We start from the raw sequence: 26306 nt of genomic DNA, 5'->3' as shown, positions 1-26306 counted from the left end.
CGTGCCTGTTCCCAGTGTGGCGCACATCAATCGATACGCCAGTGTACCGGTACTCGGACGTATCGGTACACTGGCGTATCGGTACGGCAACGTATCGATGAGTTCCGGTGCGGACCGGGGCTCGTCCGCACCACGACACGCACCACCGTCAGCGAAGGGGCCGGGGGATGAATGCCCGAACCGAGCCTGCGGAGGCGGACGCGGAACCGGAGACTCCGGCCCGTCCGTCTCTGATACGTGAGTTCCTGCTGGTCGCCGGGCTCTTCCTGGTCTACAAACTCGGCCGCCAGCTGGCCACCGGCCACACCGCGGACGCCTTCCGCAACGCCCGGCACGTCTGGCACCTGGAGCGCAGCGCACAGCTCCCCGACGAGACCGCCGTGCAGTCCGCACTGCTGCACGGCGACACCCTCGTCCACCTGGCGAACACCTACTACGCGACCGTCCACTTCCCGGCCACGCTCGCTTTCCTGGTCTGGCTGTATCTGCGGCGGCCCGCGCACTACGTCTGGGCCCGCCGGGTCCTCGCGGTCCTCACCACGGCCGCCCTCGTCCTGCCGTTCACGTTCCCGCTGGCCCCGCCGCGCATGCTCACCGGGACGGGCCTGGTCGACACCGCCCGGGTCTACGGCCCGTCCGTGTACGGCCCGCCCTCCAGCGACCACCTCTCCAACCAGTTCGCGGCGATGCCCTCGCTGCACTTCGGCTGGGCGCTGATGGTGGCGACCGGCCTGATGGCCGCCACCCGCTCCCGGTGGCGCGGGCTGTGGCTGCTGCATCCGCTGATCACCCTGCTGGTGATCGTGGGCACGGCGAACCACTACTGGCTCGACGCGATCGTCGCCACGGCCATGCTCGGCCTCGCGCTCGCGGTCGTCCCTCCGCCGCGGGGCACGGCCAGTACGGCGGGGCGCGGTACCGGCCTGCTGAGTCCGCGCGAGGCCGTCCTGGCGGGAGCGGGCCGATGAGCGCCGCCGCCCTGGCCGCCCTCGGCCTGTCGCTGGTGTCGGCCGTCGCCTACGCCCTGGCCGCCGTCGCCCAGGAACGCCTCGCCTCGCGCAGCGCCGGCACCGGCCTGCTGCGGCTGCTGGGCACCGGCGCCTGGTGGTCGGCGGTCGGGCTGAACGCCGCCGCCGCGCTTCTGCACGTCGTCGCCCTCAAGTACGGCCCGCTGACCGTCGTACAGCCGCTGGGCGCGCTCACCCTGGTCGCCGCCGTGCCGCTGGGCGCACGGGCGGCCGGGCGGCGGGTCAGCGCGGTGGAGTGGCGCGGTACGGCGCTCACGCTGCTCGGGCTCGCCGCGCTGCTGGTCACCGCCTCCGGTCCGGCGCCCGCCCGGGTGCTGTCGCTGACCGAGGCCCTGGTGGTCGCGGGTACGACGGCCACGGCGATCGGTCTGCTGTCCTGGCCCGGCGCCCGGCCGGGCCTCAGGCACGCCACCGCGTCCGGCTTCGCCTCCGGGGTCGCCTCCGCGCTCACCCAGACGGTGACCGTCGCGGCGACGGACCGCTCGGTCCCGGTGCTGAGCACCGAGGTGATCGTGGTCGCCGTGCTCGTCGCCGCGTTCGCCGTCGGCGGACTGCTGCTGTCCCAGACGGCCTATCGCGGCGGCCTCGGTGCCCCGCTGGCCGTGGTCACCCTCGCCAACCCGGTGGCCGCCGCGGTGATCGGCCTCAGCCTGCTGGGGCAGGGCCTCCAGGGCGGTGCCACCGGGGTGCTGCTGGCCCTGGCCGGCGCGGGGCTGGCCGGGTGGGGCGTGGTGCTGCTCACCCGGGTGGTCCCCGAACCCGGCGGCCACGAGGCGGACGACGAGCATCCGGTGGCGGCCGTGCTGGCCCTGGAGCCGGGTACGGCGACCGCGGAACCGGTACTCCTGCCCCGGCAGCCGGACCAGCCGGGACATCTCACGGCACTGTGACCACCCGGCCGCCGCCGTGCCGCCTCCTGCTGTCCGGGCGTGCCGGTCAGCCCCAGCCGCGCGCGTCCTGCTTGAGCGCGGTGTCCACCGTCAGCGCCGTGGCCACCACGAGGCTCAGCAGGGGTTCGGGCAGCTGGTAGTGGATCTGCAGGACGTAGTTGTCCGCGGTCGTGAACAGCGTCTTGGCGAGGCCTTCCCAGGTCTTGGTGATCCGGGCGACCTCGTTGTCGGCGTGGTCGACGATCGCGAAGTTCCACGCGCGCCAGTTCTCCGCCTTGATCGCGCCGACCTGCTGGCCGTTCGCCACCATCGCGAAGTTGATCTTCCCGATCATGTTCTTCTGGACGATCTCGCCGACCGGCGAACCGTCCGGGCGGGTCACGATCACCCGCGACTTGAAGATCTTCGCGGGCCGGGTCAGCAGCAGCTGCGGCTGGCCGAAGGCATCGCGGATCTCCAGCTTGTGGGTGAGGAACTGGTCCAGGCTGGAGACGAAGCGCAGGATCTTGCGCAGCACGCCCTGACCGACCTGGGTGACCGAGCCGATCTCCCGGCCGTTCTGATCCATGACCTTGTACTCGTTGGTCAGCTCGATCAGCTTGGCCTTCTGGTTCACGACCAGGACGGGCTCGGTGAAGAGGGTGCCGCCGCCGGGGCCGCCGGCCGCGACACCGGCCTGCTGCTGCACCTGACGCCGCACCTTGGCGTCGCCGGTCTGCTGCTGCGGGAAGGCGGCCTGCTGCGGCGGGACCTGCCCGGCGCCCTGCTGGGCCGGGTTGGTGTGCTCGGTCCACTGCGCGCCGTCCCAGTAGCGGAGCGTCTGCGCCGCTCCGTGCGGATCCGGGTACCAGCCTGCAGGAGTGTTCGATTGCGTGGTCACCGGGGCACACTACCCTGATGTGACCGGTACCTGACCAGTCCGCACGGAGCGGTGTTCATCGCCCGTTCACCCCGTGACGATCGCCGGGTCGCTGACGCCGGGCCGCCCGTTCTCCACATGCCCGGCGAAGCCGCGCAGGAAGGCCGGGTCGGAGTCCGAGGTCACCGTCAGGTCGTACCAGCGCTTGCTGGCCGCGAGCCCGACGGTGCGCCGCACGGTCGCCCCGGGGCGGACCGTCACCGTCACCGGGCCGCCGCCGTAGCCGTTGGCCAGCTTCAGCTTCGCCGTGCCGGAGCCCTTGTTGGTGAAGGTGAGTTCGACGTCGTCGCCGTGGTACCGGGCGGTGACCTCGGGACCGGCGACCTTGTTACGGCCCTTGAAGACGCGCAGGAAGCCGTTGGGGCCGTGCACGGCGAGGTCGTAGTCGCCGCCGGAGTACGCCGAGTTCCAGGTGTCCGAGAGCGTCTTGCCGGCCTCCGTGGTGTACGTCCAGGGGCCGTCGGTACGGCGGTCGGACGTGACGAGGAAGACCGCGCCCGCGTGCGCCCCCGAGGCGAACGTGAGCGTGAACTTGCCGGCCGTGGTGTCCGCCGAACCGTCCACCACGGGGGCGTACTTCAGCGGGCGGGTGGGCCGGCTGCCCCGCTCCTGCCTGGGCAGGGCGCCGGCCGCGGGGGGCTTGGGCACGTAGTCGGGGTGGCGGTCGTGGTCCTTGGGCCGGTAACCGGCCGTGGAGGGCAGCACGACCCGCGCGGTGTCCTTGCGGGAGAAGTCGAAGGCGCTGGTCAGGTCGCCGCATATGGCCCGCCGCCAGGGCGAGATGTTCGGCTCCTGGACACCGAAACGACGCTCGATGAACCGGATGATCGAGGTGTGGTCGAGGGTCTCGGAGCAGACGTATCCGCCCTTGCTCCACGGGGAGACCACCAGCATCGGCACCCGCTGGCCGAGCCCGTAGGGGCCGGCGACATGGCCGGCGTCGCCCTTGAACAGGTCCGGCGCGGGGTCGACCGTCGACCTGCCCTGGGCGGCCGAGGCCGGCGGGTAGGGCGGGATGACGTGGTCGAAGAACCCGTCGTTCTCGTCGTAGGTGACGAACAGCGCCGTCTTCCCCCACACATCGGGGTCGGAGGTGAGCGCGTCCAGGACCTGGGAGACGTACCAGGCGCCGTAGTTGGCGGGCCAGTTGGGGTGCTCGGTGAAGGCCTCGGGGGCGACGATCCAGGAAACCTGGGGCAGCGTGCCGGCCTGCACGTCCGCCTTCAGCCGGTCGAAGAAGCCCTCGCCCTTGCGGGCGTCGGTGCCGGTGCGGGCCTTGTCGTACAGCGGGTCGCCGGGCTTGGCGTCGCGGTACTGGTTGAAGTACAGCAGCGAGTTGTCGCCGTAGTTGCCGCGGTAGGCGTCGTCGATCCAGCCCCAGCCGCCGTTCGCGTCGAGGCCGTCGCCGACGTCCTGGTAGATCTTCCAGGAGACCCCGGCCTCCTCCAGGCGCTCGGGGTACGTGGTCCAGCCGTAGCCGGCCTCTTCGTTGCCGAGGACCGGGCCGCCGCCCTTGCCGTCGTTGCCGGTGTAGCCCGTCCACATGTAGTAGCGGTTCGGGTCGGTGGAGCCGATGAACGAGCAGTGGTAGGCGTCGCAGATGGTGAAGGCGTCGGCGAGCGCGTAGTGGAAGGGGATGTCGTCGCGTGTCAGGTACGCCATCGTCGTGGCGGACTTGGCGGGTACCCACTTGTCGTACCGTCCGCCGTTGAACGCGCTGTGGCCGTCGTTCCAGCCGTGCGGGAGGTCCTGGATGAAGGCCAGGCCCAGGTCGTCGGCGTCCGGGTGGAAGGGCAGGATGTCCTGCGTGCCGTCGGACTGCTTCCAGACGGACCTGCCGTTCTGGGTGACCGGACGGGGGTCGCCGAAGCCGCGGACTCCTCGGAGCGAGCCGAAGTAGTGGTCGAAGGAACGGTTCTCCTGCATGAGGACGACGATGTGCTCGACATCGTCCACCGATCCGGTGCGGTGGTGGGCGGGCAGGGCGGCAGCGCGCTGGATGCTGCTGGACAGCGCCGTGAACGCCGTGGTGGCGCCGGCGATTCCGAGGAAGCGCCGCCGGTTGACTTCGGGCATGTGAGGGTCCTCTCGTCCTGACGTACGCGATACCCGCCAGATGACGGAATCCGCGCGGAGCGAGTGTTCCAAGAGCAGCAAACGTCAGGGAAGGGTGCGGTGGCGCCCGTGTGAAACCCGGCGGTACGCGTGGTGCCGCGTCACCGGGGCCCCCTGACCCGGTGACGCGGCGGCGGCGCTCAGGACGTCGTGTACGCCTCCACCTCGCTGAACTGGCCGGCCGGCCAGCCCGTGTTGGCGGTGACGGTCAGGCGCAGGTAGCGCAGGTTCGTGCCGCTCGGCAGGGTCACGGTCGCGGTGTTGCCGGTGGCCGGGTCGAAGCGGTAGCCCTGCGCGCCCAGCACGGTCGAGTAGCCGGAGCCGTCGGTGCTGCCGAGCACCGTGACCGTCTGCGTGCGGGCGCCCCAGGCCGAGGACGGCGGCACCTTCAGCACCAGGCGGCGCACGGCGTAGGACGAGCCGAGGTCGACCGTGAGGGACTGCGGGAAGGCGTTGTTGGCGGATTCCCAGTACGAGTTCGCGTCACCGTCGACCGCCTTGCCGGGGGTGTAGACGTCCTGGGAGCCGGTCGCGGTGGCCGGGCGGCCCTTGGCGAGGTTGCGGTTCGGGTCGGGCTCCGGGTTGCCCTGTCCGGGCTGCGGCCAGGTGGAGCAGTCGGACCAGGTGCTGGACCAGCCGGAGTTGCCGCCGCCGTCGGTGAGGGTGAAGGAGCCGGAGTTCGCCGGGTAGGGGCAGTTGTAGACGCCGGCCGCGCCGACCTGGGTGGCGGTGACGTTCTTGAAGGTCGCAGCACCCTGCGCCTCGGCCTGGACCACGACCGTGCCGGTGTTCCGCACGGTGGCGCCGGTGACGTTGACGTTCCGCACCGGGTAGCCCTGCCCGCCGCCGGAGACGAACTCGAAGGCGCTGTACGGGCTGTCGGTGATCGTCGTGTTGGTGATGTTGACGGTCGCGTTGACGGCGCTGTCGTAGGAGTCGACGCGCAACGCGCCCATGGGGTGGTTCCAGTTGGGGTTCATCGCGCCGGTGCGCACCAGCGTGTTGCCGTCGACGGTGATGGTGCCGGCGAGGGGGTGGAAGGGGTCGAGGAACTTCTGGTTGGAGATGGCGATGCCGCTGCCGAGGGCGTTCGTGTCGGAGATCAGGTTGTTGCGTACGGCGATGTCGGTTCCGCCGTAGATGGCGATGCCGTTGGCGAGGTTGGGCTGCGAGATCGTGTTGTTCTCGAAGCTGGAGTCGGTGTCCGGGGAGTACAGCGACCACATGGCGAGGGAGTCGTCGCCCTGGTTGCGCAGGAAGTTGTTGCGGACGCGGACGCCCTTCGCCGTGCCGTTGAGGTTGAGGCCGTCGGCGGTGGTGTCGAGGATGCGGTTGTTCTCCACCACCAGGTTGTCGTTGGTGCCGGTGAGCCACAGGCCGACCTTCAGGTGCTGGATCCACATGCCGGAGACCGAACTGTTCGGCCCCAGCGAGCCGTTGACGAAGTTGTCCGGGCTGGAGTCGACGCGTTCGGTGACCTCGCCGATGACCGCGAAGTCCTTGATGCGGACGTTGCCCGCCGAGCCGGCCTGGTCGATGAAGCGGGAGGTGTGCACGACCGAGTACCAGCTGCCGGCGCCTTGCAGGGTCACGTTCTGCACGCCGCTGAGCGAGGCGGTGATGCGGTAGTCGCCCGGCGGTATCCACACCGTGCCGCCCTGGGCGGCGGCGATGGCGTCCCGGAAGGCCTGGGTGGAGTCGCCGGTGCCGCTGGGGTCGGCGCCCTTGGAGACGACGGACACCGATCCGGCGGGCTGGCCGGCGGCCGGTGCGACCTGTTCGAAGTCGGCGACGTCGACGGTGACCTGGACGCCGGCCGCCTCGACGGCGACCTTGTCGCCGGCCTGGACGTTCTGCCCGAGCAGCAGCCGGGTGTTGTCGAAGAAGTGGTGCGTCCTGGCACCGGGGATCCAGCCGGTGTCGACGTAGGAGTACTTGGAGGTCACCGGCAGGGTCTTGGTGAGCCTGGTGCCGTTGACGTACACGTTCAGAGCTCCGGACTGACCGTCCGGCACGCTGTAGGCGACGTTCACCGCGTTGGCGGCGCGCGGCACGGTGAACTCCACCCGCTGCCCGGGGGACAGCCGGACGGCCTGCCGGCCGGAGGCCTCCGAGGCGAGGCTGCCCTGCGTGTAGTCCGGGCCGATCTTCGTGCCGTTGCCGGTCGCCGACTCGGCCTCCACGGAGGTGAAGGGCAGGGTGGCGCCCGCCGCCGCGTGGGCGGCCGGGGCGACGGCGACGAGCATGCCGGCGGCGAGGGCGACGACCGCCCCGATGGCCGGCATGCGCCGGAGGTGTCCGGCGGTGCTGCTGTGCATGTGCTGATCCCTTCGTGGTGGGGGTGCGGGGGATAGCAAGGTGCGTACGGGTGCGGCTCAGGCGCGCAGCCAGGCCGCCGTGTCCCGCGGCAGCCGGCCCGCCTCGTCCAGCGGGCCGCTGCTGAGCAGGAGCCGGGAGTGCGCGGGCAGATCGGCGGGCGTGGCCGCGAGGTTGACCACGCACAGGCCTCCGTCCGCGCGGGAGAAGGCGAGCACGCCGTCGGGGGCGGCCAGCCAGGTCAGGGGGCCGTCGCCGAACTCCGGGCGCAGCGCGATGGCCTCGCGGTAGAGGGTCAGCAGGGAGTGGGGGTCCCGCTGCTGCCGGTCGACCGCGTACGAGGGCCAGTCGGCCGGCTGCGGCAGCCAGGGCTCCTCGCGGGAACCGAAGCCCGCGTGCGGCAGACCGGCGGCCCACGGCAGCGGCACCCGGCAGCCGTCGCGGCCGGGGTCGACGCCCCGCGAGCGGAAGTACATCGGGTCCTGGATGCGGTCGGCCGGGATCTCGGCCTCCGGCAGGCCCAGCTCCTCCCCCTGGTAGAGGTACACCGACCCGGGCAGCGCGAGTGACAGCAGGGCGGCGGCCCGTGCCCGCCGGGTGCCGAGCGCCAGGTCGGTCGGGGTGCCGAAGGCCTTGGTGGCGAAGTCGAAGGCGGTGTCCTCGCGGCCGTACCGGGTGACCGTGCGGGTGACGTCGTGGTTGCACAGTACCCAGGTGGCCGGGGCGCCGACGGGGGCGTGCTCGGCGAGGGTGGTGTCGATGGAGGCGCGCAGCCGGTCGGCGTCCCAGGGGCAGGACAGGAAGGAGAAGTTGAAGGCGGTGTGGAGTTCGTCGGGGCGCAGGTAGCGGGCGAAGCGTTCGGGGTCGGGGAGCCAGACCTCGCCGACGAACACACCGCCGTACTCGTCGGCGACCCGGCGCCAGGAGCGGTAGATGTCGTGGAGTTCGTCACGGTCGACGAACGGGTGCGGCTCCGGGTGCGTGGCGAGATCGGGGAGGTCGGGGTCCTTGGCGAGGAGGGCGGCCGAGTCGATGCGGACGCCGGCGACGCCCCGCTCGAACCAGAAGCGCAGGATGTCCTCGTGTTCCTGGCGGACCGCGGGGTGCGCCCAGTTGAGGTCGGGCTGTTCGGGGGTGAACAGGTGCAGGTACCAGTCGCCGTCGGGCAGCCGGGTCCACACCGGGTCGGTGGAGCCGGCGAACTGGGACGGCCAGTCGTTCGGCGGGAGTTCGCCGTGGGCTCCGCGTCCGGGCCGGAAGTGGAACAGCTCGCGCTCGGGGCTGCCCGGCCCGGCGGCGAGCGCCGCCCGGAACCAGGGGTGCTGGTCGGAGACATGGTTGGGCACGATGTCGACGATGGTCCGGATGCCCAGCTCACGGGCCTCGGCGATGAGTTTCTCGGCCTCGGCGAGGGTGCCGAAGGCCGGGTCGATGGCCCGGTAGTCGGCGACGTCGTAGCCGCCGTCCTTCAGCGGAGACACGTACCACGGCGTGAACCACAGGGCGTCCACGCCGAGTTCGGCGAGGTACGGCAGCCGGGCGCGGACGCCCGCGAGGTCGCCGGTGCCGTCGCCGTCGCCGTCCGCGAAGCTGCGGACGTACACCTGGTAGATGACGGCCGAGCGCCACCAGTCAGGGTCCTTCCGGGCATGGCTGGGCTGTCCCACTGAGCTTGCCTTTCTGTAGACGGGGCGGCGGCGTCAGCCCTTGGTGCTGCCCGCGCTGATCCCGGCGATGATGTGCCGCTGGAAGACGAGGAACAGCGCCACCATCGGGATGCTGGCGATCACCATCGCGGCGATGAGCACGGTGAGCTGGATGTTCTGCGACAGCTGGACCAGGGCGACGCTGACCGGCTGTTCGCCGGTGTCGGAGAAGACCATCAGCGGCCACAGGAAGTCCTGCCAGACGGCGACCAGCGCGAAGATCGACACCACGCCGAGCACCGGCCGGGACATGGGCAGGACGACGGACCACAGGATGCGGAGCTTGCCGGCGCCGTCGATCTCGGCGGCCTCCAGGACATCGCGCGGCAGCTGATCGAAGAACCGTTTGAGCAGGTAGAGGTTGAAGGCGTTGGCGACGGCCGGCAACCAGACGGCGAGGGGGTCGTTGAGCAGGCTGGTGTGGATCAGCGGCAGGTCGGCGACGGTCAGGTACTTCGGGACGACCAGCGCTTGCGCCGGGATCATGAGCGTGGCGAGGATGCCGCCGAGGACCACCTTGCCGAAGGCGGGCTTCAGCCTGGACAGGGAGTAGGCGGCGGCCGTGCAGAACACCAGCTGGAAGGCCCAGGCGCCGGCCGCCTGGACGAGCGTGTTCCCCAGGTGCCGCGGGAGTTCCATGAGGTCCCAGGCGTCGGTGTAGCCGCTGAGGTGCCAGTGCTCGGGAAGGAGCGTCGGCGGGGTCCGGGCCACCTCGTCCGGGGACTTCAGGGCACCGGTCACCATCCAGTACACGGGGAAGAGGAAGGCGAGCGCGAAGAGGACGACGACGGCCGTGAACACCGTCCAGTAGAGGGCCTTTCCGCGCGGGCGGGCGAGGGTGGCCGGGGAGATCAGGGTGCGGGTGCCGGTGGTCATGCGTCCCCCTCGGAGCGGGTGAGCCGCAGATAGACCGCGGAGAAGGCGCCGAGCAGCAGCAGGAGCATCACGCTGAGGGCGCAGGCGCCGCCGAAGTCGTTGTAGAGGAAGGCGTATTTGTAGATGAGGTAGAGGACGGTGACGGTGGCGTTCTCGGGGCCGCCGCCGGTGATGACGAAGGGTTCCGTGAAAACCTGCATGGTGGCGATGACCTGAAGGAGCATCAGCATCAGGATCACGAACCGGGTCTGCGGGACGGTGACGTGCCGGACGCGTTGCAGGAGGTTCGCGCCGTCCAGTTCGGCCGCCTCGTACAGCTCGCCGGGGACGGACTGGAGGGCGGCCAGGTAGATGAGGACGGTGCCGCCCATGTTGGCCCACGTCGCGACGACGACCAGGGAGACCAGCGCGGTGTCGGTGCCGTTGGACCAGTTGGAGGTGGGCAGGTGCAGGAAGCGCAGCGTCTCGTTGGCGAGACCGGCTCCGGGGTCGTAGAACCACTTCCACAGCAGGGCGCTGACCACCGGCGGGATCATCACCGGCAGGTAGACCGCGATCCGGAAGAAGGCCTTGGCGTGCCGCAGCTCGTTGAGCACGAGGGCGAGGACGAAGGGGATCGCGAAGCCGATCAGGAGGGCCAGCAGGGTGAAGGTGAGGGTGTTGCGCCAGGCGGCCGTGAACTCGGGGTCGTGCAGGACCCGGGTGAAGTTGGCGGTGCCGACCCACTCGGGCGGTGAGCCCGGCGTGTACTTCTGGAAGGCGATGACGACCGCGCGGATCGCCGGGTACCAGGAGAACAGGGCGAAGCAGAGCAGGCCGCCGAGGAGGAAGCCGTAGGCGCGGACCTGGTCGGTCAGGCGGCGCCGCCTCCGGTCCCCTGCCGGGGGCGGCGCCGGGACCGGGGGGACGGCGGCCCGCGCCGCGGGCCGTCGCTCGGCCGTCTTCGTCATGGCGGTCAGCTCCGGGCCAGAATGCTGTCGATCTTGCCGGACGCCTCCTTGAGGAGCTGGTCGATGTCGGCGTCCTTCTTGGTCAGGACGGCGGAGACGGTGCCGTCGAGCACGGAGTAGATCTGCTGGGCGTGCGGCGGCTCGATCTTCAGCCGGAGCTTGTGGTTGCCGTCGAGGAACGCCTGGTAGTTCTCCACCGGGACGTTGGCGTTGGCCTTCTTCACCCGCTGGTCGGTGGCGTCGGCGGCACCGGTGAACAGGCGCGGCTCGGGCAGGCCGACGGGGGCGTCGTGCTTCTTGGCGCGCGCGTAGTCGCCCAGGAAGCCCTTGCCGGGGGTGAGGAACATGTGGTCGAGCCACTTCAGGCCGGCCCGGATCTGGGCGGGCGTGGCCTTCTTGTTGACCATGTAGCCGTCGCCGCCGATGAGGGTGCCCTTGCCGCCCGGCATGGGGGCCAGGGCGAGGTCCTTGTAGTTGCCGCCCTTCTCCTTGACGAGGATCGGGATGTTGTCGGGGGCGGCGAGGTACATGCCGAGCTTGCCCGAACCCATCAGCTGCTGCGCGTCGTTGATGACGAGGAGCTGTTTGCTGCCCATCGAGTCGTCGGTCCACCGCATGTCGTGCAGGTTCCGCAGGACGGCGCGGCCCTCGGGGGTGTCGATGGTGGCCTTCTTGCCGTCCGCGCTGACGACGTCGCCGCCCTGGGAGTACAGCTCGGCGGTGAAGTGCCAGCCGCCCTGGTTCTGCGCGCTGTAGTCGGCGTAGCCGACGGTGCCGTCGCCGAGGGCGGCGATCCTCTTCGCGGCGGCGCGGACCTCGTCCCAGGTCGCCGGGGGCTTGTCGGGATCCAGGCCGGCCTTCTCGAAGAGCGCGCGGTTGTAGATCAGCCCCATGGAGTATCCGGTGCGCGGGATGCCGTAGACCTTCCCGTCGACGGTGTAGATGTCCCGCAGCTGCTTCTGGATGCTGTCGTAGTTCTTGAGTTCCTTGAGGTACGGGGTGAGGTCGGCGGCCTGGCGGACGTCGACGACGTGCCGCGCGTCCGTGAAGTACGTGTAGAACACGTCCTCCATCTGGCCGCCGGCGAGCTTGGCGTCGAAGGTCTTCGGGTCCTGGCAGGGGAAGGCGTCGTGCGCGACGACGTCGATGTCCGGGTTGGCCTCCTCGAAGGCCGCGATGTCCGCCTCGAAGAAGGAGCGGTCGAGCTTGGCGCTCCTCGGCGGCTCGCAGTTGACGGTGATGCGGGTCTTGCCGCTCGCCGAACCGTCGTCACCGGACCCGCAGGCGGTGGCGGCGAGGGCGAGGGAGGAACAGACGCCGATCGCGAGGACGGCACGGCGGAACCCGGTGTGTCTCATCGGTGGACCCCTCATGGCACTCATGGCAGGAGCGGTGGGCGTCGCACACTCAAGCACCGCCGACATCTGATCGCAAGATGTCGCGCGGAATATGCAATTGTTTGACAGCTGGCTGGATCTCCCGGAGTTCAGTCGCGGGGAGCTTGCGCGGTGGAGCCGCGCACCACCAGCTCCGGCTCGAACAGCAGCTCCTCGGCGGGTACGGCGGTGCCCCCGATCAGCGCGTTCAGCAGCTCCACGGCCGCGCGCCCCATGGCCTCGATGGGCTGGCGGACGGTGGTCAGCGGGGGCTCGGTGCAGTTCATGAACGCCGAGTCGTCGTAGCCGACGACCGAGATCCGGCCCGGGACGTCGTACCCCTTGCGGCGCGCCGCCCGGACCGCGCCGAGCGCCAGCGGGTCGGAGGCGCAGATGATGCCGGTGACGCCCCGGTCGATCAGCCGTGCGGCGGCTGCGTGACCGCCCTCGAGGGAGAAGATGGCCCGCGCGACGAACTCCTCCGGCAGATCGCCGGCGAGCGCCCGGGCGGCGGCCAGCTTGCGGGCCGACGGCACGTGGTCGCCGGGGCCGAGGACCAGCCCGATGCGCTCATGGCCGAGGGAGGCCAGATGCCGCCAGGCCTGCTCGACGGCGACGGCGTCGTCGCAGGACACGCCCGGGAAGCCGAGGTGGTCGATGGCCGCGTTGACCAGCACCACCGGGATGTTGCGCTCGGCGAGCAGCCGGTAGTGGTCGTGCGGCGCTTCCGCCTGGGCGTACAGGCCGCCGGCGAAGACGACGCCGGAGACCTGCTGCTGGAGCAGCAGGTCGACATAGTCCGCTTCCGACACGCCGCCCTTGGTCTGGGTGCACAGCACCGGGGTCAGCCCCAGCTGGGCGAGGGCACCGCCGATGACCTCGGCGAACGCCGGGAAGATAGGGTTCTGCAGTTCGGGCAGGACGAGACCGACGAGCCGGGCGCGCTCGCCGCGCAGCTGGGTGGGGCGCTCGTAGCCGAGGACGTCGAGAGCCGTCAGCACCGCCTGCCGGGTGGCTTCGGAGACTCCGGGCTTGCCGTTGAGGACCCGGCTGACCGTGGCCTCGCTGACCCCGACCTTCTTCGCCACTTCCGCAAGTCGTCGCGTCATGAACGCAAGCGTAGCGCAAATCACGCAAGCGGCTTGCGACGGTGGCGTGCGCAAGGAGTCGGGGGTCCGCGTGAGGAGTCGGTGGCATGCGGCGGGAGTCGGTGGCGTGCGCAAGAAGTCTGGGGCGCGCGCCGAGAGTCCGGGGCGTCCGCCAGGAATCGGTGCCGTGCACAAGATGTCTGGGACGGGAGCCGAGAGTCCGGGGCGCCCGCCAGGAAGCGAGGGCCGCACCGCTCGGCCCGCGTACGGGGCCGCGTGCCGGCCCGGCACTGTCGGTGACCTGAACGCCGCGGTGCCGGGTCAGTTCTCCGCGGACGGCACGACCGTCAGGTGCGAGGCGGCCTCCCGCGGTCGGCGCGGACGGCGCACCGGCACGGCGGGCCGGCGGGGGTCGCGCAGGACCATCGTCAGACGCCGGTAGCCGAGATCCCGCAGCGGCTGCGGGATCTCCTCGACGATGCGGCACTCGGTGCGCCCGCGCCGCGGGTCCGGGTGGTGCAGGAGGCGTACGGCGCCGTCGAGGCGGGTGGCGGCCTCGCCGACGGCCCGTATCCAGTGCGGCAGGCCCTGCCGGTAGGCGGCCTCCATGATCGGGTCCTGGGCGATCTCCCGGCGGACCGCCTGGAGTTCGTGGTCGTGTCCGTGGGTCTCCAGCGCGGTCCGGAGCTGGGCCAGCATCGGCAGGCACCAGCCGGGCTCGTGCTCGCCGAGGACCTCGCCGGCATCGGGGTGGAAGAGCACGAACCGGAGGAAGTTCTCCCCCGGCATGGCCGTGGGGTGGGGGCGCACACCGTGGAAAAGTGTCTCGAACGCGCTGTTGGCCATGACCACGTTCCAGTGGTGGTCGACGACCAGGGACGGGCAGGACTGTGACTCCAGCAGCGCTCCGTAGTCCTGGAGGTACGCCTGGACCTCACAGGTGTCGGGGACGGGCCGCGGTGCCGGCCGCTGCCCTCCTGCCTGATGTGCCATCGGGAGGTCACCCCTCTTGCCTCTGCGGCCTTTCTCGCGGCGATGCGATCCTGGTGCCCAGGCAAGAGCCATGTCAACTATCGTGGCATTTCGTGCCGGTTGACGGCTGAAATTCGCCACAGTTGTGGCGACACCTGGATGTGAGTTCGAGACACCCGCTACTCTCCGGGAAGTTCACGGCGATCGCTCGTGAGAAGCACGGACGCATCTGAAGCCCTCTAGAGACGTAGGAGTTCTGTCGGTGACGGATGGCTACGAGGATCCGGGCGCCTCGGCGACCGCCCAGCTGCCGGCCGTCGTCGCCCGCGTCACCGCGCTCGCCGACCGCCTCGGCGTCCCGCACGCCGAGGTCTTCGACGTCGGGCGCCTCTCCATCGCCTGCGGGGTGCCGGAGCCGGTGGTCAAGGCTCTGCTCAGCGGTCGGCCCGCGGGTGAGCCGGACGTCCAGGCCCGCTTCCTGCAGCGCCTGGACCTGCTGCGCCGCACCCGGCTGAAGCCGGGCGGACGCCGGTACACCCAGCAGGAGATCGCCGACGGCGCGGGCATGTCCCGGCAGCAGGCCGGCGCCCTCATCAACGGCGACCGGCGGCCCACCATGGAGCACTGCGACGCCCTGCAGCGTTTCTTCCGGGTGCACGCCGGCTTCCTCACCGCAGAGGACCCCGAGGCGCTGGCGGGCGCGCTGCAGCGCACCGAGCAGGAGCTGCTGCAGAAGCTCGCGGACCGGGAGCGGGCCGCCGCCGAGGACCCGGAGGATCCGCTGGAGCGGCTGCTGCAGGACCACGGCGTGCGCGGAATCGCCTGGCGGGCCGCGCAGTTGCCCACCGACCAGCACCGGGACAAGGTCGCCGAGTGGCTCGACATGCTCCTGGAGAGCGTCAAGCGGCCCGAGTCGTGAGCCGGGGGAGGACTGTGGGCATCGGCAGGGACATGCGCCGGCTGTGCAACGAACTGGTGGGCGGGCTCACGCTGCCCGTACCCACGCCTCCGGGTGAGCTGTACCGCGCGCTGTGCGAGGCGATGAGCCGTCGGCGCGGACGCCCGGTGCACTTCCGTACGGCCGCCTTCCCGCCCGGCACGGCCAGCGGGCTGTGGCTGGACCTGACCGACCGGGACGTCGTCGTGGTGGAGGAACGCACCGCGCCCGACCACCAGTTGGTGATCCTGGGCCACGAGCTGTGGCACATGCAGGCCGACCACTGCGGGCTCCACATGGACGGTGTCGGCGCCGCGACCCGGCTGCTGCGCGACGACACCGATCAGGAGGCCCTCCAGGCGGCGGTGCACCGCGTCGCGGCCCGCACCCGCTTCGACGTGGCCGAGGAGCGGGACGCCGAGACGTTCGGGCTGCTGCTGGCCAGCAAGTGCCGTACGTGGCTGGCCGGTTCGGCGTTGCGCGGGCCGGTGCAGCGGGACGGGGTGGCCGGCCGCATCGAGGCGTCGCTGGGGTACCCGGGCCCGCAGGGCTGAACCGGACCGGGCTCGCCGGCCGAGCGGCCCTGTGGCACTCGGGACGGGCTCGACGCCGTACGCGCGGGGAGCCGTCCCTCGCCGCACCGGAGCCGGATGTGACGTGGGGAAGTTGAGAAACGTTTCGCCGGATCGGACGGAGCGCAGTACGGGTCGATCGGGGCGGTTCCGCCTCGGCTAAGCGGGCTAACCGGCGCGGAGCCGGGCGGCGTTGTCAGTGGTGGGCGGCAAGCTGGGAGTGTGCGCCGTACGACGCGGTGCACGGCGCCGCAGGGCGCGTGACCGTGACGCCTACTCGGGGAGAGCCGACCGATGCCCACCGCCGTACTGACCGACCGCGAGCGTACCGCCGTACAGGCCTACCTGCGTCTGCTGCATACGGTGCGCGCCGCCTTCGACGGTCCACCGGACGAGGACCGGCCCGCCGTCGTCCCGCCCGTCGTGCTCGCGGAGGCGGAACAGGCACTGGCCCGGGCCGGACTCGCGGGCAACGAGGCGGAGTTCTTCCGGCTCCTGCGCGACTGGTGCCGGCCCGTCTGAGCGTCGTGACGGCTCGGTGCCGCCGCCGTCGCCCGAACGACAGGGCGACGGCGGCGGTGGGGTCCGGGTGGGACCGTCGTCAGGGGTGCGGTATGACGACCGACGTGGCCACCACGCCGTGCCGTACGGTCCACCGGCCCTCGAAGGACTGGAGCCGGTGGCCGCCGATCACGGGGCCGGGGACGAGGAGCTCGGCGTGCAGGGTGCCGGACGGTTCGCCGCCGGCGTCCAGCCGCACGGCGATGTCGGCCTCGGAGAAGTCCAGCCACATGCGGGTGAGCGGGAACCACGCCTTGTAGACGGACTCCTTGGCGCTGAACAGCAGCCGGTCCCAGTGCACGGCGGGCCACCGCGCGGCCAGCCGGCCGAGCCGCTCGGCCTCGGCGGGCAGGAAGACGGAGGAGCCCACGCCCTCGGGGAGCGCCCCGTGCGGTTCGGCGTCGATGCCCAGGGAGACGAGGTCGGTGGCGCGGACCAGGGCGGCGGCGCAGTAGCCGTCGCAGTGGGTCATGCTGCCGAGCAGCCCGTCCGGCCAGCGCGGGGCACCCCGCTCGCCGGTGAGCACGGGCTGCGGCGGCACGCCGAGCTTCTCCATGGCGCGCCGGGCACAGCCCCGGACGGCCGCGAACTCACGGCGCCGCTTGGCCACCGAGCGCGCGACCAGCGCCTCCTCCGCCGGGTGGAGCGGGGAGTCCCACAGCGGGTCGTCAGCGCGCGCCTCCACGGCCACGACCGACTCCGGGAGCAGCTCCTCGATCACCTGCTTCGACCTCCATCGGCAGGACACGGCGCAGCCTTCCCGGCGGATCCGGGCGCTTGCGCCACTCGCGGGGGTATCCCACGGAGACCTCCAGGAAGCGGACTCCGTCGTGCCAGGTGGTGCGGGGGATGTGCAGATGGCCGTAGACCATGGTGGCGACCCGGAACCGGCGGTGCCAGTCGGCGGTCAGTGTGGTGCCGCACCACATGGCGAACTCGGGGTGCCACAGGACCTCCGTGGGGTGCCGGTCCAGCGGCCAGTGCCCGGCCAGTACGGTCGGCAGGTCCGCGGGCAGCTCGGCCAGCCTGCGCTCGGTCTCGGCGACCCGCGCCCGGCACCACGCCTCCCGGGTCGGGTAGGGGTCGGGGTGCAGCAGGAACTCGTCGTTGCAGACGATGCCCGTGCTCTCCGCGTAGGCCAGGCCCTCCGCCTTGGTGGCGGAGCCGGCCGGCAGGTACGAGTAGTCGTAGAGCAGGAAGAGCGGGACGACGGCGACCGGGCCGCCCGCGCCGTGCCACACGGGGTAGGGGTCCTCGGGGGTGACGACGCCCAGCTCGCGGCAGACCTCGACCAGGTGCTCGTAGCGGGCGGCGCCACGCAGGGTGACCGGGTCGCTCGGATGGGTCCACAGCTCGTGGTTCCCGGGTGCCCACAGCACCTTGCTGAAGCGGCTCGCGAGCGTGCCGAGGGCCCAGCGGATGTCGGCGACGGTCTCCGCGACGTCACCGGCGACGATCAGCCAGTCGTCGTCGCTGTCGGGGCGCATGCCGTCGATCAGGGCGCGGTTGTCCGGGTAACCGATGTGCAGGTCACTGATGGCCAGCAGCTGTCCGGCCCCGGCCGTCGACTCCACCGCGCACACCCCTTCCGATCATCCGATGGCACAACGAGAACACATGCCCCGGGCACCGGACAAGAGGTTCCCCCGCCGCGTGTCGCGCTCCGGGCCCGGCCCGCCTGGCGCGCGTCCGTGACCGGACGGCCCGCGCGTCCGTGACCCGACGGCCGGTGAATCCGTAACACCCGCGTTGCACGAGGGCCCCCTGGAAAGCCGTATGATCGCCCCAACACCAGCGCCCTCAACCCCCCTTCCTTCCGGGGCTGTTCGGTGACCCTTCCTCCCTCCTGCCCGGGCACGGGCCGCTCCGCCCTGCCCGCACACCCGAAAGGCGGCCTGCATGCTCTCTCGCGTACGCGTCTGGCTCAACCGCACGTACGCGGAGAACGTGTTCTTCATGGATCAGCTGCGGAGAAATCCCAGCGACCGCGCGGTCGAGATCCACGCCACGCACGGCGACCCGGACTCCCCCGTGCTGGCCGCCGCCGACACCGCCGAGCTGGAACCGGAGGGCCTGTCCCCGGCCGCGTACGTCGAGTACGCCCTCGACCAGTGCGCCCGGCGTGGCATCGACGTGTTCGTGCCCCGGCTGCACCAGGCCGCGATCGTGGCGCACCGGGCCGAGTTCGCGGCGGCCGGTACGGCGCTGCTGGCGCCGACCCCCGAGGCGGTCGCCGTGTTCGAGGACAAGGGCGTCGCGTACGAGGCGGTCCGCTCGGTGGGCGTACCGGTACCGCCGTGGCGCCGGGTCCGCACGGCGGCCGAACTCGTCGCCGCCGTCGAGGAGTTGGAGGCGGCCGGGCACCGGGCGTGCTTCAAGCCGGCCGCCGGCGCGGGCGGGGCCGGCTTCCGGATGATCACCCGCTCCCCCTTCTCGCTCACGCATCTGACCGGCTTCCCGGGCCCGTACGTCCAGCTGGACCTGGTCGTGGAGGCGCTGCGGCAGGCCGAGGAGCCCGTGGACTGGCTGGTGATGCCGCGTCTGGAGCAGCCCGAGGTGTCCGTCGACTGCCTGACCGGGCCGGACAACCGGGTGCGGCTCGCGGTGGGCCGCACCAAGAACGGCCGCCGCCGGGGCTTCACCCTGGACGAGCGGTGGCTGGCGCCGGCCCGGCTGATCGCGGAGGGCTTCGGGCTGCACCACCTGTCCAACATCCAGTTCCGGATGCTCGGCGACCGGCCGGTGCTGCTGGACGTCAACACGAGGCCCGCCGGGGGCCTGCACCAGCTGTCGCTCTGTGGGGTGAACGCGCCGTGGGCGGCTGTGCAGTTGGCGCTGGGTGAGGATCCCGGGGTGATCGAGCCGCCGTTCCTGGGGCAGGACTACACGGTGGTGTCGGGGCCCCGTCCTCTGGCTCCCGCGGCGCTTCCGCGGCAACGGATGGAGTCCGAGGTCCTGCTGCCCGCGGTACCGGCGCCCGTGCGGGCCGCTTCGGCGGGTGAGGTGCTGCCCCTTTAGGCCGCCGGCCGACGGGCGGTCCGTCGTGGCTTGTCCCGCGGTTCCCCGCGTTCCTTCCGGGGCGCTCACGCTCACCGGTATGGACCAATTCCGTTCTTCTCCTTGACAGCGCGGATTGGTCCATACCAAATTCATTGGCGCAACGCTTCCGCACTCCCCTGCACTCCCGAACACCCCACCCCGACAGGGAGATCGCGTGCGCGACACACTCGGGCGTTCCAGACGCCGGCTTCTCGCTCTGCTCGGTTCCGCCGCCCTCGCGGTCGGCGGGGCCATCGCCCTCCCCGGCACGGCCCACGCGGCCAACATCCTCACCAACCCCGGTTTCGAGTCCGGCGGCCTCTCCCCCTGGACCTGCACCGGCAACCTCGGCTCGGTCGTCTCCTCCCCCGTGCACGGCGGCGCCAAGGCGCTGCAGGGCGCGGTGACGTCCAGCGACACCGCGCAGTGCAGCCAGACGGTCGCCGTGCAGCCGAACACGACGTACAGCCTCAGCGGCTGGGTGCGCGGCAGTTACGTGTACCTGGGCGTCAACGGCGGCGCGTCCACGTGGACCTCGTCCCCGTCGGCGTACAGCCAGCTCAGCGTCTCCTTCACCACCGGCGCCTCGCAGACCAGCGCCACCATCTATGTGCACGGCTGGTACGGCCAGGGCACCTACTACGCCGACGACATCGGCCTGGACGGTCCGGGCGGCGGGGGCGGCGGTGACACCCAGGCGCCGACCGCGCCGAGCGGGCTCACCTCCACCGGCAAGACGTCGTCGAGCGTGTCGCTGAAGTGGAACGCGGCCACGGACAACACGGGCGTGACGGCGTACGACATCTACAGCGCAGCGGGCCGGCTCCTGAGCGTCTCCGGCACCTCGGCCACGGTCAGCGGGCTGTCGCCGAGCACCAGCTACACCTTCACCGTGAAGGCGCGGGACGCGGCCGGGAACACCTCGCCGGCCTCCAACTCCGTGACCGTGACGACCGACGCGGGCACCGGCGGCGGCACCGGCTTCAAGCAGGCGGCGCCGTATCTGTACCAGGGCTGGGGCGATCCGCCGAACCCGACCACGGTGATGAACGCGACCGGGGCCAAGTGGTTCACGATGGCGTTCGTGCTGGACTCCGGCGGCTGCACCCCGGCCTGGGACGGCAGCCGGCCGCTGACCGGCGGCGTGGACCAGTCGGCGATCAACCAGATCCGGTCCGCCGGCGGTGACATCGTGCCGTCGTTCGGCGGCTGGTCCGGCAGCAAGCTCGGCGCCAACTGCTCCTCCGCGAGCGCGCTCGCCGGGGCGATCCAGAAGGTGGTCGACGCCTACGGCCTGAAGGCCATCGACTTCGACATCGAGAACACCGACGAGTTCGAGAACGAGGCCGTCCAGGCGAAGATCCTCACCGCGCTGAAGACGGTCAAGGCCAACAACCCCGGCCTGAAGACCATCGTCACCTTCGGCACGTCCACCACCGGGCCGACGTACTACGGCAACCGGCTCATCGAGCAGGCCCAGGCGCTGGGCGCGAACATCGACGTGTTCACCATCATGCCGTTCGACTTCGGCGGCGGCTCGGACATGTACGGCAACACGGTGAACGCGGCGGAGGGGCTGAAGAACAAGCTGAAGTCCACCTTCGGCTGGGACGACGCCACCGCCTACGCCCACATCGGCATCTCCGGCATGAACGGCCTGTCCGACCAGCAGGAGACGACGACTCCCGCGATCTGGACGCAGATCCGGGACTGGGCGAACTCGCACCACATCGCACGGCTGGCCTTCTGGTCGGTCAACCGCGACCGGCCCTGCCCGGGCGGCGGCGTGGCCGAGAACTGCTCCGGGATCAGCCAGAGCAACTGGCAGTTCACCTCGATCACGGCCGGCTTCACCGGCTGACGCGACGGTGAGGTGACGCGGAGGGCCGCTCGGCGGAGCGGCCCTCCGTTCTCATGTGAGGTACGCCAGGCCCGGGTGGACCTCGGTGTAGCGCTCGACGGCGTTGACCGCGCACACCAGGCCGGCGGCGTGGCCGGGCAGCGGCATCAGGGCGAGGGCGACCTTCCGGTACGGGCGGCTTCACCCCCTGAACTTCCCTGTGGGGCAAGGAGTTTCCTTGCTTCAAGTCTTGACGGTCGTGGGGGCGGGGAGCACATTGACGGCACCATGAGAGCGCTCTCAACAACGCGCACCCGAGCACGCTTGGGAGCGCTCTCACGGAACCCCCGCACACACCCGTACCCGAGAGGCTCCCCATGACCGCATCCTCCGGCATCCCCAGACCCCGACCGCTGCGGCGCGCGTTCACCGCCGCCGTCGCCACGCTCGGCCTGGCCGCGGCCCTCGCCACGGCCGCCACCGCGCCCGCCGACGCGTCCGCGCCCACCCCGCCCCCGGGCTGGACGCAGGTCTTCGTGGACGACTTCAACGGCGCGGCCGGCTCCGGCGTCAACACGGCCGACTGGCAGTACGACACCGGGACGTCCTACCCCGGCGGGGCCGCCAACTGGGGCACCGGCGAGGTCGAGACGATGACGTCGAGCACCAGCAATGTGGCACTGGACGGCAACGGCAACCTGCTCATCACCCCGCGCCGCGACACCGCGGGCAACTGGACCTCCGGCCGGATCGAGACCACCCGCACCGACTTCCAGCCCCCGGCGGGCGGAAAGCTGCGCGTCCAGGCGCGGATCCAGATGCCGAACGTCACCGGCGCCGCCGCCAAGGGCTACTGGCCGGCGTTCTGGATGCTCGGCGCGCCGTTCCGCGGCAACTACTGGAACTGGCCGGGCATCGGCGAACTGGACATCATGGAGAACGTCCAGGGCCTGAACACCGCATGGGCCACGATGCACTGCGGCACCAGCCCGGGCGGCCCCTGCAACGAGACCTCCGGCATCGGCAACTCCACCTCCTGCACGGGCACCACCTGTCAGGCGGGCTTCCACACCTACGCGATGGAGTGGGACCGCTCGACCAGCCCCGAGGAGATCCGCTTCTACCTCGACGGCGTCAACTTCCACACGGTGAGGGCGAGCCAGGTGGACGCGACGACGTGGGCGAACGCCACGAACCACGGCTACTTCATCATCCTCGACGTCGCGATGGGCGGCGGTTTCCCGGCCGCGTTCGGCGGCGGCCCGGACAGCGGGACCCAGCCGGGCCACCCGATGGTCGTCGACTACGTACAGGTCCTGCGGTCCTCCGGCGGCGGCACCACTCCCCCGCCGACCGGCAACCGGGACGCCTACAGCCCCATCCAGGCCGAGTCCTACGACGGTCAGTCCGGCGTCGTCACGGAGACCACCACGGACAGCGGCGGCGGCCAGGACATCGGGGCCCTCGCGAACGGCGACTGGGCGCTGTACAAGGGCGTCACCTTCGGTTCGACCGCGGCGAAACAGTTCTACGCGCGGGTCGCGAGCGGTGCGGCCGGCGGGGTCAGCGGTCTGGTCGAGGTGCGCCTGGACAGTCGTACCAACGCGCCCGTCGGCAGTTTCGCCGTGGCGAACACGGGCGGCTGGCAGTCCTGGCGGACGGTCCCGGCCAACATCGGCGCGGTGACCGGCACGCACGACGTCTATCTCACCTTCACCAGCGGCCAGCCGGCCGACTTCGTGAACGTGAACTGGTTCGACTTCGGTCACTGACCGGGGACGCACGCGGCGCGGGGGTTGACCTTCACGTATACGTCAGCCCCTGGCGTTCGGCAGCGCGGGCTCGGCGGCGAAGGTGGCGCGTCTGACCGGGCGGCTCGGCTCCGACGCGGCCTTCGACCACCACGATGTACTTGGGTCGGGGCCCGGTGCGGCGAGAGTGCGTGCATGGCGTCGCGCGGCAGACGGGAGTTTGACGACAGGGCCTAACGCAACTCCGCCCGGAACGCCACCGGCGTCTGGCCGGTGTGCAGGTGGAAGAACTTGGAGAAGTTCGCCGCGTCGGGGAAGCCCACGGCCACCCCGACGCGGCCGATCGGCAGGTCGGTGTGGGCGAGGAGGCGCTTGGCCTCCAGGATGACGCGTTTGTCGATGAAGCCCTTGGGTGTCTCGCCGGTGGCGGCGCGGACGGCGCGGACCAGGGTGCGGCGGGAGTAACCGAGGGCGTCGGCGTAGGCGCTGACGCTGTGGTTGGTGGGGAAGCCCTGTTCGACGGCGTCCCGGAAGCGGGTGAAGGTGCTGTCGGTGTGCTGCCGGGAGCTCTCGGCCGAACTGGCGGCGAGATGGGCGAGGCGCAGCAGGCACGCGGTCAGACTGTGCCTGAGGACGGCCGTGTGCAGGCTGAGCGGCAGCGTCTCGGTGTCCTCGTACTCGCGGCGCAGCTGGTCGAAGGAGGCCTGGAGTGCGGCGAGCTGCGCGGGGCCGGGGTGCAGCAGCGGCGGCAGGTCGTAGCGGTACAGGCCGGCGGCCTCGACGGTGGCGCGGGGCAGGAAGCCGGGCTGCATGGTCAGGACGGTTCCGCGGTACACGGATTCGCGGGAGAACCGGTGGACCTGTCCGGGGCGGATCCACAGGAGGTCGCCGGCCGTGACCTCGTACTCGGCGAAGTCGATCATGTGCCGTACCGGGCCGTCGGTGAAGAGCATGACGACGTGGAAGTCGATACGGTGGACGCGGTGCAGGGGGGCGTCGACGTGCCAGCGGTGGTCGGTGCCCATCGGGCCGATCTGCATGCCGACGCCGCCGACGGCCAGGTCGGCCGGGAAGGGGAACGTTCTGATCCCGTCACCCTCAGCTTGGTGTCTTATGCCCGCCATGCCCGGTTGTTCCTCTCTCTGTCGCGTGATCACTGTCCCAGATTCACCACAGGCTGACACACCCCGACCTTTCCTCGAAAAAGTCAGACTTTTAAGTTTGAACGCGTCCGGCCAGCCATCCCGCACTGAACGAGGACTTCTTGAAGATGACTACGCAGACTTCCGAGAGCTTCGAGTGGACCGACCTCGACCGGCGCGCCGTGGACACGGCCCGACTTCTGGCGGCCGACGCGGTGCAGAAGGTGGGCAACGGGCACCCGGGCACCGCGATGAGCCTGGCGCCTGCCGCGTACACGATCTTTCAGAAGGTGATGCGACACGACCCGGCCGACCCGGAGTGGACCGGCCGTGACCGGTTCGTCCTCTCCCCCGGCCACACCTCGCTGACGCTCTACACGCAGCTGTTCCTCGCCGGCTACGAGCTGGAGCTGGACGACCTCAAGGCCTTCCGCACGCACGGCTCGAAGACGCCGGGCCACCCCGAGTACGGCCACACGGCGGGCGTGGAGACCACCACCGGCCCGCTCGGCCAGGGCGTCGCCAACGCCGTCGGCATGGCGATGGCCGCCCGCTACGAGCGCGGCCTGTTCGACCCGGAGGCCCCCGCGGGCACCTCCCCCTTCGACCACACCGTCTGGGCCATCGTCTCCGACGGCGACCTGGAGGAGGGCGTCTCCGCCGAGGCCTCCTCGCTGGCCGGCCACCAGAAGCTCGGCAACCTGGTCTTCCTCTACGACGACAACCACATCTCCATCGAGGGCGACACCGCGACCGCCTTCTCCGAGGACGTGCTGAAGCGGTACGAGGCCTACGGCTGGCACACCCAGCGCGTCGAGCCCACCGCGGAGGGTGACATCGACGTCCCCGCCCTGCACGCCGCGCTGAAGGCCGCCCAGGCCGAGACCGAGCGGCCGTCGATCATCGCGATGCGCACGATCATCGCCTGGCCCGCCCCGAACGCGCGGAACACCGAGGCCTCCCACGGCTCCGCGCTCGGCGAGGAGGAGATCGCCGCCACCAAGCGCCTCCTCGGCTTCGACCCGGAGCAGACCTTCGAGGTCGCCGACGAGGTCCTGAAGCACACCCGGCGGGCCCTGGACCGGGGTGCCGAGGCGCACGCGGCCTGGGACAAGCGGATCGCCGAGTGGCGCGCCGCCAACCCCGAGCGGGCCGAGCTGTTCGACCGCGTCAGCAAGGGCGAGCTGCCGGAGGGCTGGGAGGAGAGCATCCCGGTCTTCGAGGAGGGCAAGTCGGTCGCCACCCGCGCCGCCTCCGGGAAGGTGCTCCAGGCGCTCGGCCCGGTGCTCCCCGAGATGTGGGGCGGCTCCGCCGACCTGGCCGGCTCGAACAACACCACCATCGACAAGGCCAGCTCCTTCCTGCCGAAGGGCAACCCGCTGCCCGGGGCCGACCCGTACGGCCGTACCGTGCACTTCGGCATCCGCGAGTTCTCCATGGCCGCGGAGATGAACGGCATCGCCCTGCACGGCAACACCCGGATCTACGGCGGCACCTTCCTGGTGTTCTCCGACTACATGCGCAACGCCGTCCGGATGTCGGCGCTCATGCAGCTGCCGGTGACGTACGTGTGGACGCACGACTCCATCGGCCTCGGCGAGGACGGACCCACCCACCAGCCGGTCGAGCACCTGGCCTCGCTGCGCGCGATCCCGGGCCTGAACGTCGTCCGCCCGGCGGACGCCAACGAGACCGCGATCGTCTGGGCCGAGATCCTGAAGAGGCACGCCACGCACCCCGCCCCGCACGGGCTCGCGCTCACCCGCCAGGGCGTGCCGGTGTACGCGCCGAACGCGGACGCGGCCAAGGGCGGCTACGTGCTGCGCGAGTCCTCGACGGAGGTCCCGGAGGTGATCATCATCGCGACGGGCTCCGAGGTGCAGCTGGCCGTGGGCGCGAGGGAGCGGCTGGAGGCCGAGGGGATCGGCACGCGGGTGGTGTCCATGCCGTCCGTGGAGTGGTTCGAGGAGCAGCCGCGCGAGTACCGCGAGCGGGTGCTGCCGCCGGCCGTGAAGGCCCGGGTCGCGGTCGAGGCCGGCATCGGCCTGACCTGGTACCGGTTCGTCGGTGACGCCGGTCGCATCGTCTCGCTCGAACACTTCGGTGCCTCCGCCGACGCCAAGACCCTGTTCGCCGAGTTCGGCTTCACCCCCGGGAACGTCGCCGCCGCGGCCCGCGAGTCGCTCGCCGCCGCGCGCGCCTGACACCGACGCACACCAAGCACACCG

At 71.3% G+C, this 26306-nt stretch carries 21 protein-coding genes; 9 read left to right on the top strand and 12 right to left on the bottom strand.

What is annotated here, in order from left to right; translation table 11 throughout:
* Positions 1–167: 167 nt before the first annotated feature.
* Together AB0L21_RS18455 and AB0L21_RS18450 are read left to right on the top strand one after the other, a co-directional pair.
* Positions 168–968 carry a phosphatase PAP2 family protein gene (locus AB0L21_RS18455; protein WP_365704424.1) on the top strand — a complete coding sequence of 267 codons (801 nt, stop codon included), beginning with the start codon at positions 168–170 and terminating at the stop codon, positions 966–968.
* Positions 965–1918: a hypothetical protein gene (locus AB0L21_RS18450; protein WP_365785101.1), complete on the top strand. Its 954-nt coding sequence runs from the start codon at positions 965–967 to the stop codon at positions 1916–1918. The genes AB0L21_RS18455 and AB0L21_RS18450 overlap by 4 nt, the downstream gene beginning before the upstream one ends.
* A gap of 46 nt (positions 1919–1964) precedes the next feature.
* On the opposite strand, the gene AB0L21_RS18445 is transcribed toward AB0L21_RS18450, so the two are convergent.
* The 9 genes from AB0L21_RS18445 to AB0L21_RS18405 all read right to left on the bottom strand — a co-directional run bounded on the left by AB0L21_RS18445 (position 1965) and on the right by AB0L21_RS18405 (position 14257).
* Positions 1965–2798, bottom strand: a complete 834-nt coding sequence (locus AB0L21_RS18445; RefSeq protein ID WP_365704420.1) for a phospholipid scramblase-related protein — start codon at positions 2796–2798, stop codon at positions 1965–1967.
* A gap of 66 nt (positions 2799–2864) precedes the next feature.
* Complete coding sequence (locus tag AB0L21_RS18440) at positions 2865–4913, bottom strand: phosphocholine-specific phospholipase C (protein WP_365785099.1); 2049 nt, start codon at positions 4911–4913, stop codon at positions 2865–2867.
* Positions 4914–5092: 179 nt separating this feature from the next.
* On the bottom strand, positions 5093–7270 hold the full coding sequence (locus tag AB0L21_RS18435; RefSeq protein ID WP_365785097.1) for a discoidin domain-containing protein: 2178 nt from the start codon (positions 7268–7270) through the stop codon (positions 5093–5095).
* Between the two features lie 57 nt (positions 7271–7327).
* Positions 7328–8935 carry a glycoside hydrolase family 13 protein gene (locus AB0L21_RS18430; RefSeq protein ID WP_365785095.1) on the bottom strand — a complete coding sequence of 536 codons (1608 nt, stop codon included), beginning with the start codon at positions 8933–8935 and terminating at the stop codon, positions 7328–7330.
* Between the two features lie 33 nt (positions 8936–8968).
* Positions 8969–9850 carry a carbohydrate ABC transporter permease gene (locus AB0L21_RS18425; RefSeq protein WP_365704412.1) on the bottom strand — a complete coding sequence of 294 codons (882 nt, stop codon included), beginning with the start codon at positions 9848–9850 and terminating at the stop codon, positions 8969–8971.
* Positions 9847–10800, bottom strand: coding sequence for a sugar ABC transporter permease (locus tag AB0L21_RS18420; RefSeq protein ID WP_365704410.1), 954 nt, complete (start codon positions 10798–10800; stop codon positions 9847–9849). The genes AB0L21_RS18425 and AB0L21_RS18420 overlap by 4 nt, the downstream gene beginning before the upstream one ends.
* A 5-nt stretch (positions 10801–10805) precedes the next feature.
* On the bottom strand, positions 10806–12158 hold the full coding sequence (locus tag AB0L21_RS18415) for an extracellular solute-binding protein (protein ID WP_365785094.1): 1353 nt from the start codon (positions 12156–12158) through the stop codon (positions 10806–10808).
* A gap of 128 nt (positions 12159–12286) precedes the next feature.
* Positions 12287–13285, bottom strand: coding sequence for a LacI family DNA-binding transcriptional regulator (locus tag AB0L21_RS18410; RefSeq protein WP_365785092.1), 999 nt, complete (start codon positions 13283–13285; stop codon positions 12287–12289).
* A gap of 300 nt (positions 13286–13585) precedes the next feature.
* The gene (locus tag AB0L21_RS18405) at positions 13586–14257 is read right to left on the bottom strand and encodes a hypothetical protein (protein WP_365785090.1); all 672 of its coding nucleotides are present in this window, start codon (positions 14255–14257) and stop codon (positions 13586–13588) included.
* Between the two features lie 241 nt (positions 14258–14498).
* On the opposite strand from AB0L21_RS18405, the gene AB0L21_RS18400 reads away from it, so the two are divergent.
* The 3 genes from AB0L21_RS18400 (at position 14499) to AB0L21_RS18390 (ending at position 16267) form a co-directional block, all read left to right on the top strand.
* The gene (locus tag AB0L21_RS18400; protein ID WP_030643317.1) at positions 14499–15155 is read left to right on the top strand and encodes a helix-turn-helix transcriptional regulator; all 657 of its coding nucleotides are present in this window, start codon (positions 14499–14501) and stop codon (positions 15153–15155) included.
* Between the two features lie 14 nt (positions 15156–15169).
* Positions 15170–15727: a toxin-antitoxin system, toxin component gene (locus AB0L21_RS18395; protein WP_365704402.1), complete on the top strand. Its 558-nt coding sequence runs from the start codon at positions 15170–15172 to the stop codon at positions 15725–15727.
* A 312-nt stretch (positions 15728–16039) separates the two neighbouring features.
* Positions 16040–16267 (top strand): hypothetical protein, encoded by a 228-nt coding sequence (locus tag AB0L21_RS18390; RefSeq protein WP_365704400.1) that lies wholly within the window; start codon positions 16040–16042, stop codon positions 16265–16267.
* Between the two features lie 79 nt (positions 16268–16346).
* Here the strand turns inward: AB0L21_RS18390 and AB0L21_RS18385 are convergent, their stop codons facing one another.
* Together AB0L21_RS18385 and AB0L21_RS18380 are read right to left on the bottom strand one after the other, a co-directional pair.
* Complete coding sequence (locus AB0L21_RS18385) at positions 16347–17027, bottom strand: 4'-phosphopantetheinyl transferase superfamily protein (protein ID WP_365785088.1); 681 nt, start codon at positions 17025–17027, stop codon at positions 16347–16349.
* Complete coding sequence (locus tag AB0L21_RS18380; RefSeq protein ID WP_365704396.1) at positions 16975–17880, bottom strand: metallophosphoesterase; 906 nt, start codon at positions 17878–17880, stop codon at positions 16975–16977. Before AB0L21_RS18380 ends, AB0L21_RS18385 begins: the two co-directional genes overlap by 53 nt.
* A 325-nt stretch (positions 17881–18205) precedes the next feature.
* On the opposite strand from AB0L21_RS18380, the gene AB0L21_RS18375 reads away from it, so the two are divergent.
* The 3 genes from AB0L21_RS18375 (at position 18206) to AB0L21_RS18365 (ending at position 22957) form a co-directional block, all read left to right on the top strand.
* Entirely contained in the window at positions 18206–19324 is a 1119-nt protein-coding gene (locus tag AB0L21_RS18375) for an ATP-grasp domain-containing protein (protein WP_365785086.1), read from the top strand.
* Positions 19325–19520: 196 nt separating this feature from the next.
* On the top strand, positions 19521–21206 hold the full coding sequence (locus AB0L21_RS18370) for a carbohydrate binding domain-containing protein (RefSeq protein WP_365785084.1): 1686 nt from the start codon (positions 19521–19523) through the stop codon (positions 21204–21206).
* Between the two features lie 356 nt (positions 21207–21562).
* Positions 21563–22957: a glycoside hydrolase family 16 protein gene (locus AB0L21_RS18365; protein ID WP_365785082.1), complete on the top strand. Its 1395-nt coding sequence runs from the start codon at positions 21563–21565 to the stop codon at positions 22955–22957.
* 212 nt (positions 22958–23169) lie between these two features.
* On the opposite strand, the gene AB0L21_RS18360 is transcribed toward AB0L21_RS18365, so the two are convergent.
* Positions 23170–24060: an AraC family transcriptional regulator gene (locus AB0L21_RS18360; protein ID WP_365785080.1), complete on the bottom strand. Its 891-nt coding sequence runs from the start codon at positions 24058–24060 to the stop codon at positions 23170–23172.
* 146 nt (positions 24061–24206) lie between these two features.
* On the opposite strand from AB0L21_RS18360, the gene tkt reads away from it, so the two are divergent.
* A complete protein-coding gene (gene tkt, locus AB0L21_RS18355) occupies positions 24207–26282 on the top strand; it encodes a transketolase (protein WP_365785078.1) in 2076 nt (691 codons plus the stop codon).
* The last annotated feature ends 24 nt before the right edge of the window (positions 26283–26306 follow it).

Origin of the sequence: Streptomyces sp. NPDC052721, from assembly GCF_040678315.1 — a bacterium.
GTDB lineage: Bacteria > Actinomycetota > Actinomycetes > Streptomycetales > Streptomycetaceae > Streptomyces.
This window is presented reverse-complemented; position numbering and strand designations above follow the sequence as displayed.

What these genes read in the sequence shown, in the direction of transcription:
- AB0L21_RS18405 (WP_365785090.1), bottom strand. Translation starts at nt 14,257, where the DNA reads ATGGCACATCAGGCAGGAGGGCAGCGGCCGGCACCGCGGCCCGTCCCC.
- AB0L21_RS18420 (WP_365704410.1), bottom strand. Translation starts at nt 10,800, where the DNA reads ATGACGAAGACGGCCGAGCGACGGCCCGCGGCGCGGGCCGCCGTCCCC.
- AB0L21_RS18360 (WP_365785080.1), bottom strand. Translation starts at nt 24,060, where the DNA reads ATGGCGGGCATAAGACACCAAGCTGAGGGTGACGGGATCAGAACGTTC.
- AB0L21_RS18425 (WP_365704412.1), bottom strand. Translation starts at nt 9,850, where the DNA reads ATGACCACCGGCACCCGCACCCTGATCTCCCCGGCCACCCTCGCCCGC.
- AB0L21_RS18410 (WP_365785092.1), bottom strand. Translation starts at nt 13,285, where the DNA reads ATGACGCGACGACTTGCGGAAGTGGCGAAGAAGGTCGGGGTCAGCGAG.
- AB0L21_RS18365 (WP_365785082.1), top strand. Translation starts at nt 21,563, where the DNA reads ATGACCGCATCCTCCGGCATCCCCAGACCCCGACCGCTGCGGCGCGCG.
- AB0L21_RS18435 (WP_365785097.1), bottom strand. Translation starts at nt 7,270, where the DNA reads ATGCACAGCAGCACCGCCGGACACCTCCGGCGCATGCCGGCCATCGGG.
- AB0L21_RS18375 (WP_365785086.1), top strand. Translation starts at nt 18,206, where the DNA reads ATGCTCTCTCGCGTACGCGTCTGGCTCAACCGCACGTACGCGGAGAAC.
- AB0L21_RS18455 (WP_365704424.1), top strand. Translation starts at nt 168, where the DNA reads ATGAATGCCCGAACCGAGCCTGCGGAGGCGGACGCGGAACCGGAGACT.
- AB0L21_RS18440 (WP_365785099.1), bottom strand. Translation starts at nt 4,913, where the DNA reads ATGCCCGAAGTCAACCGGCGGCGCTTCCTCGGAATCGCCGGCGCCACC.
- AB0L21_RS18390 (WP_365704400.1), top strand. Translation starts at nt 16,040, where the DNA reads ATGCCCACCGCCGTACTGACCGACCGCGAGCGTACCGCCGTACAGGCC.
- AB0L21_RS18450 (WP_365785101.1), top strand. Translation starts at nt 965, where the DNA reads ATGAGCGCCGCCGCCCTGGCCGCCCTCGGCCTGTCGCTGGTGTCGGCC.
- AB0L21_RS18415 (WP_365785094.1), bottom strand. Translation starts at nt 12,158, where the DNA reads ATGAGACACACCGGGTTCCGCCGTGCCGTCCTCGCGATCGGCGTCTGT.
- tkt (WP_365785078.1), top strand. Translation starts at nt 24,207, where the DNA reads ATGACTACGCAGACTTCCGAGAGCTTCGAGTGGACCGACCTCGACCGG.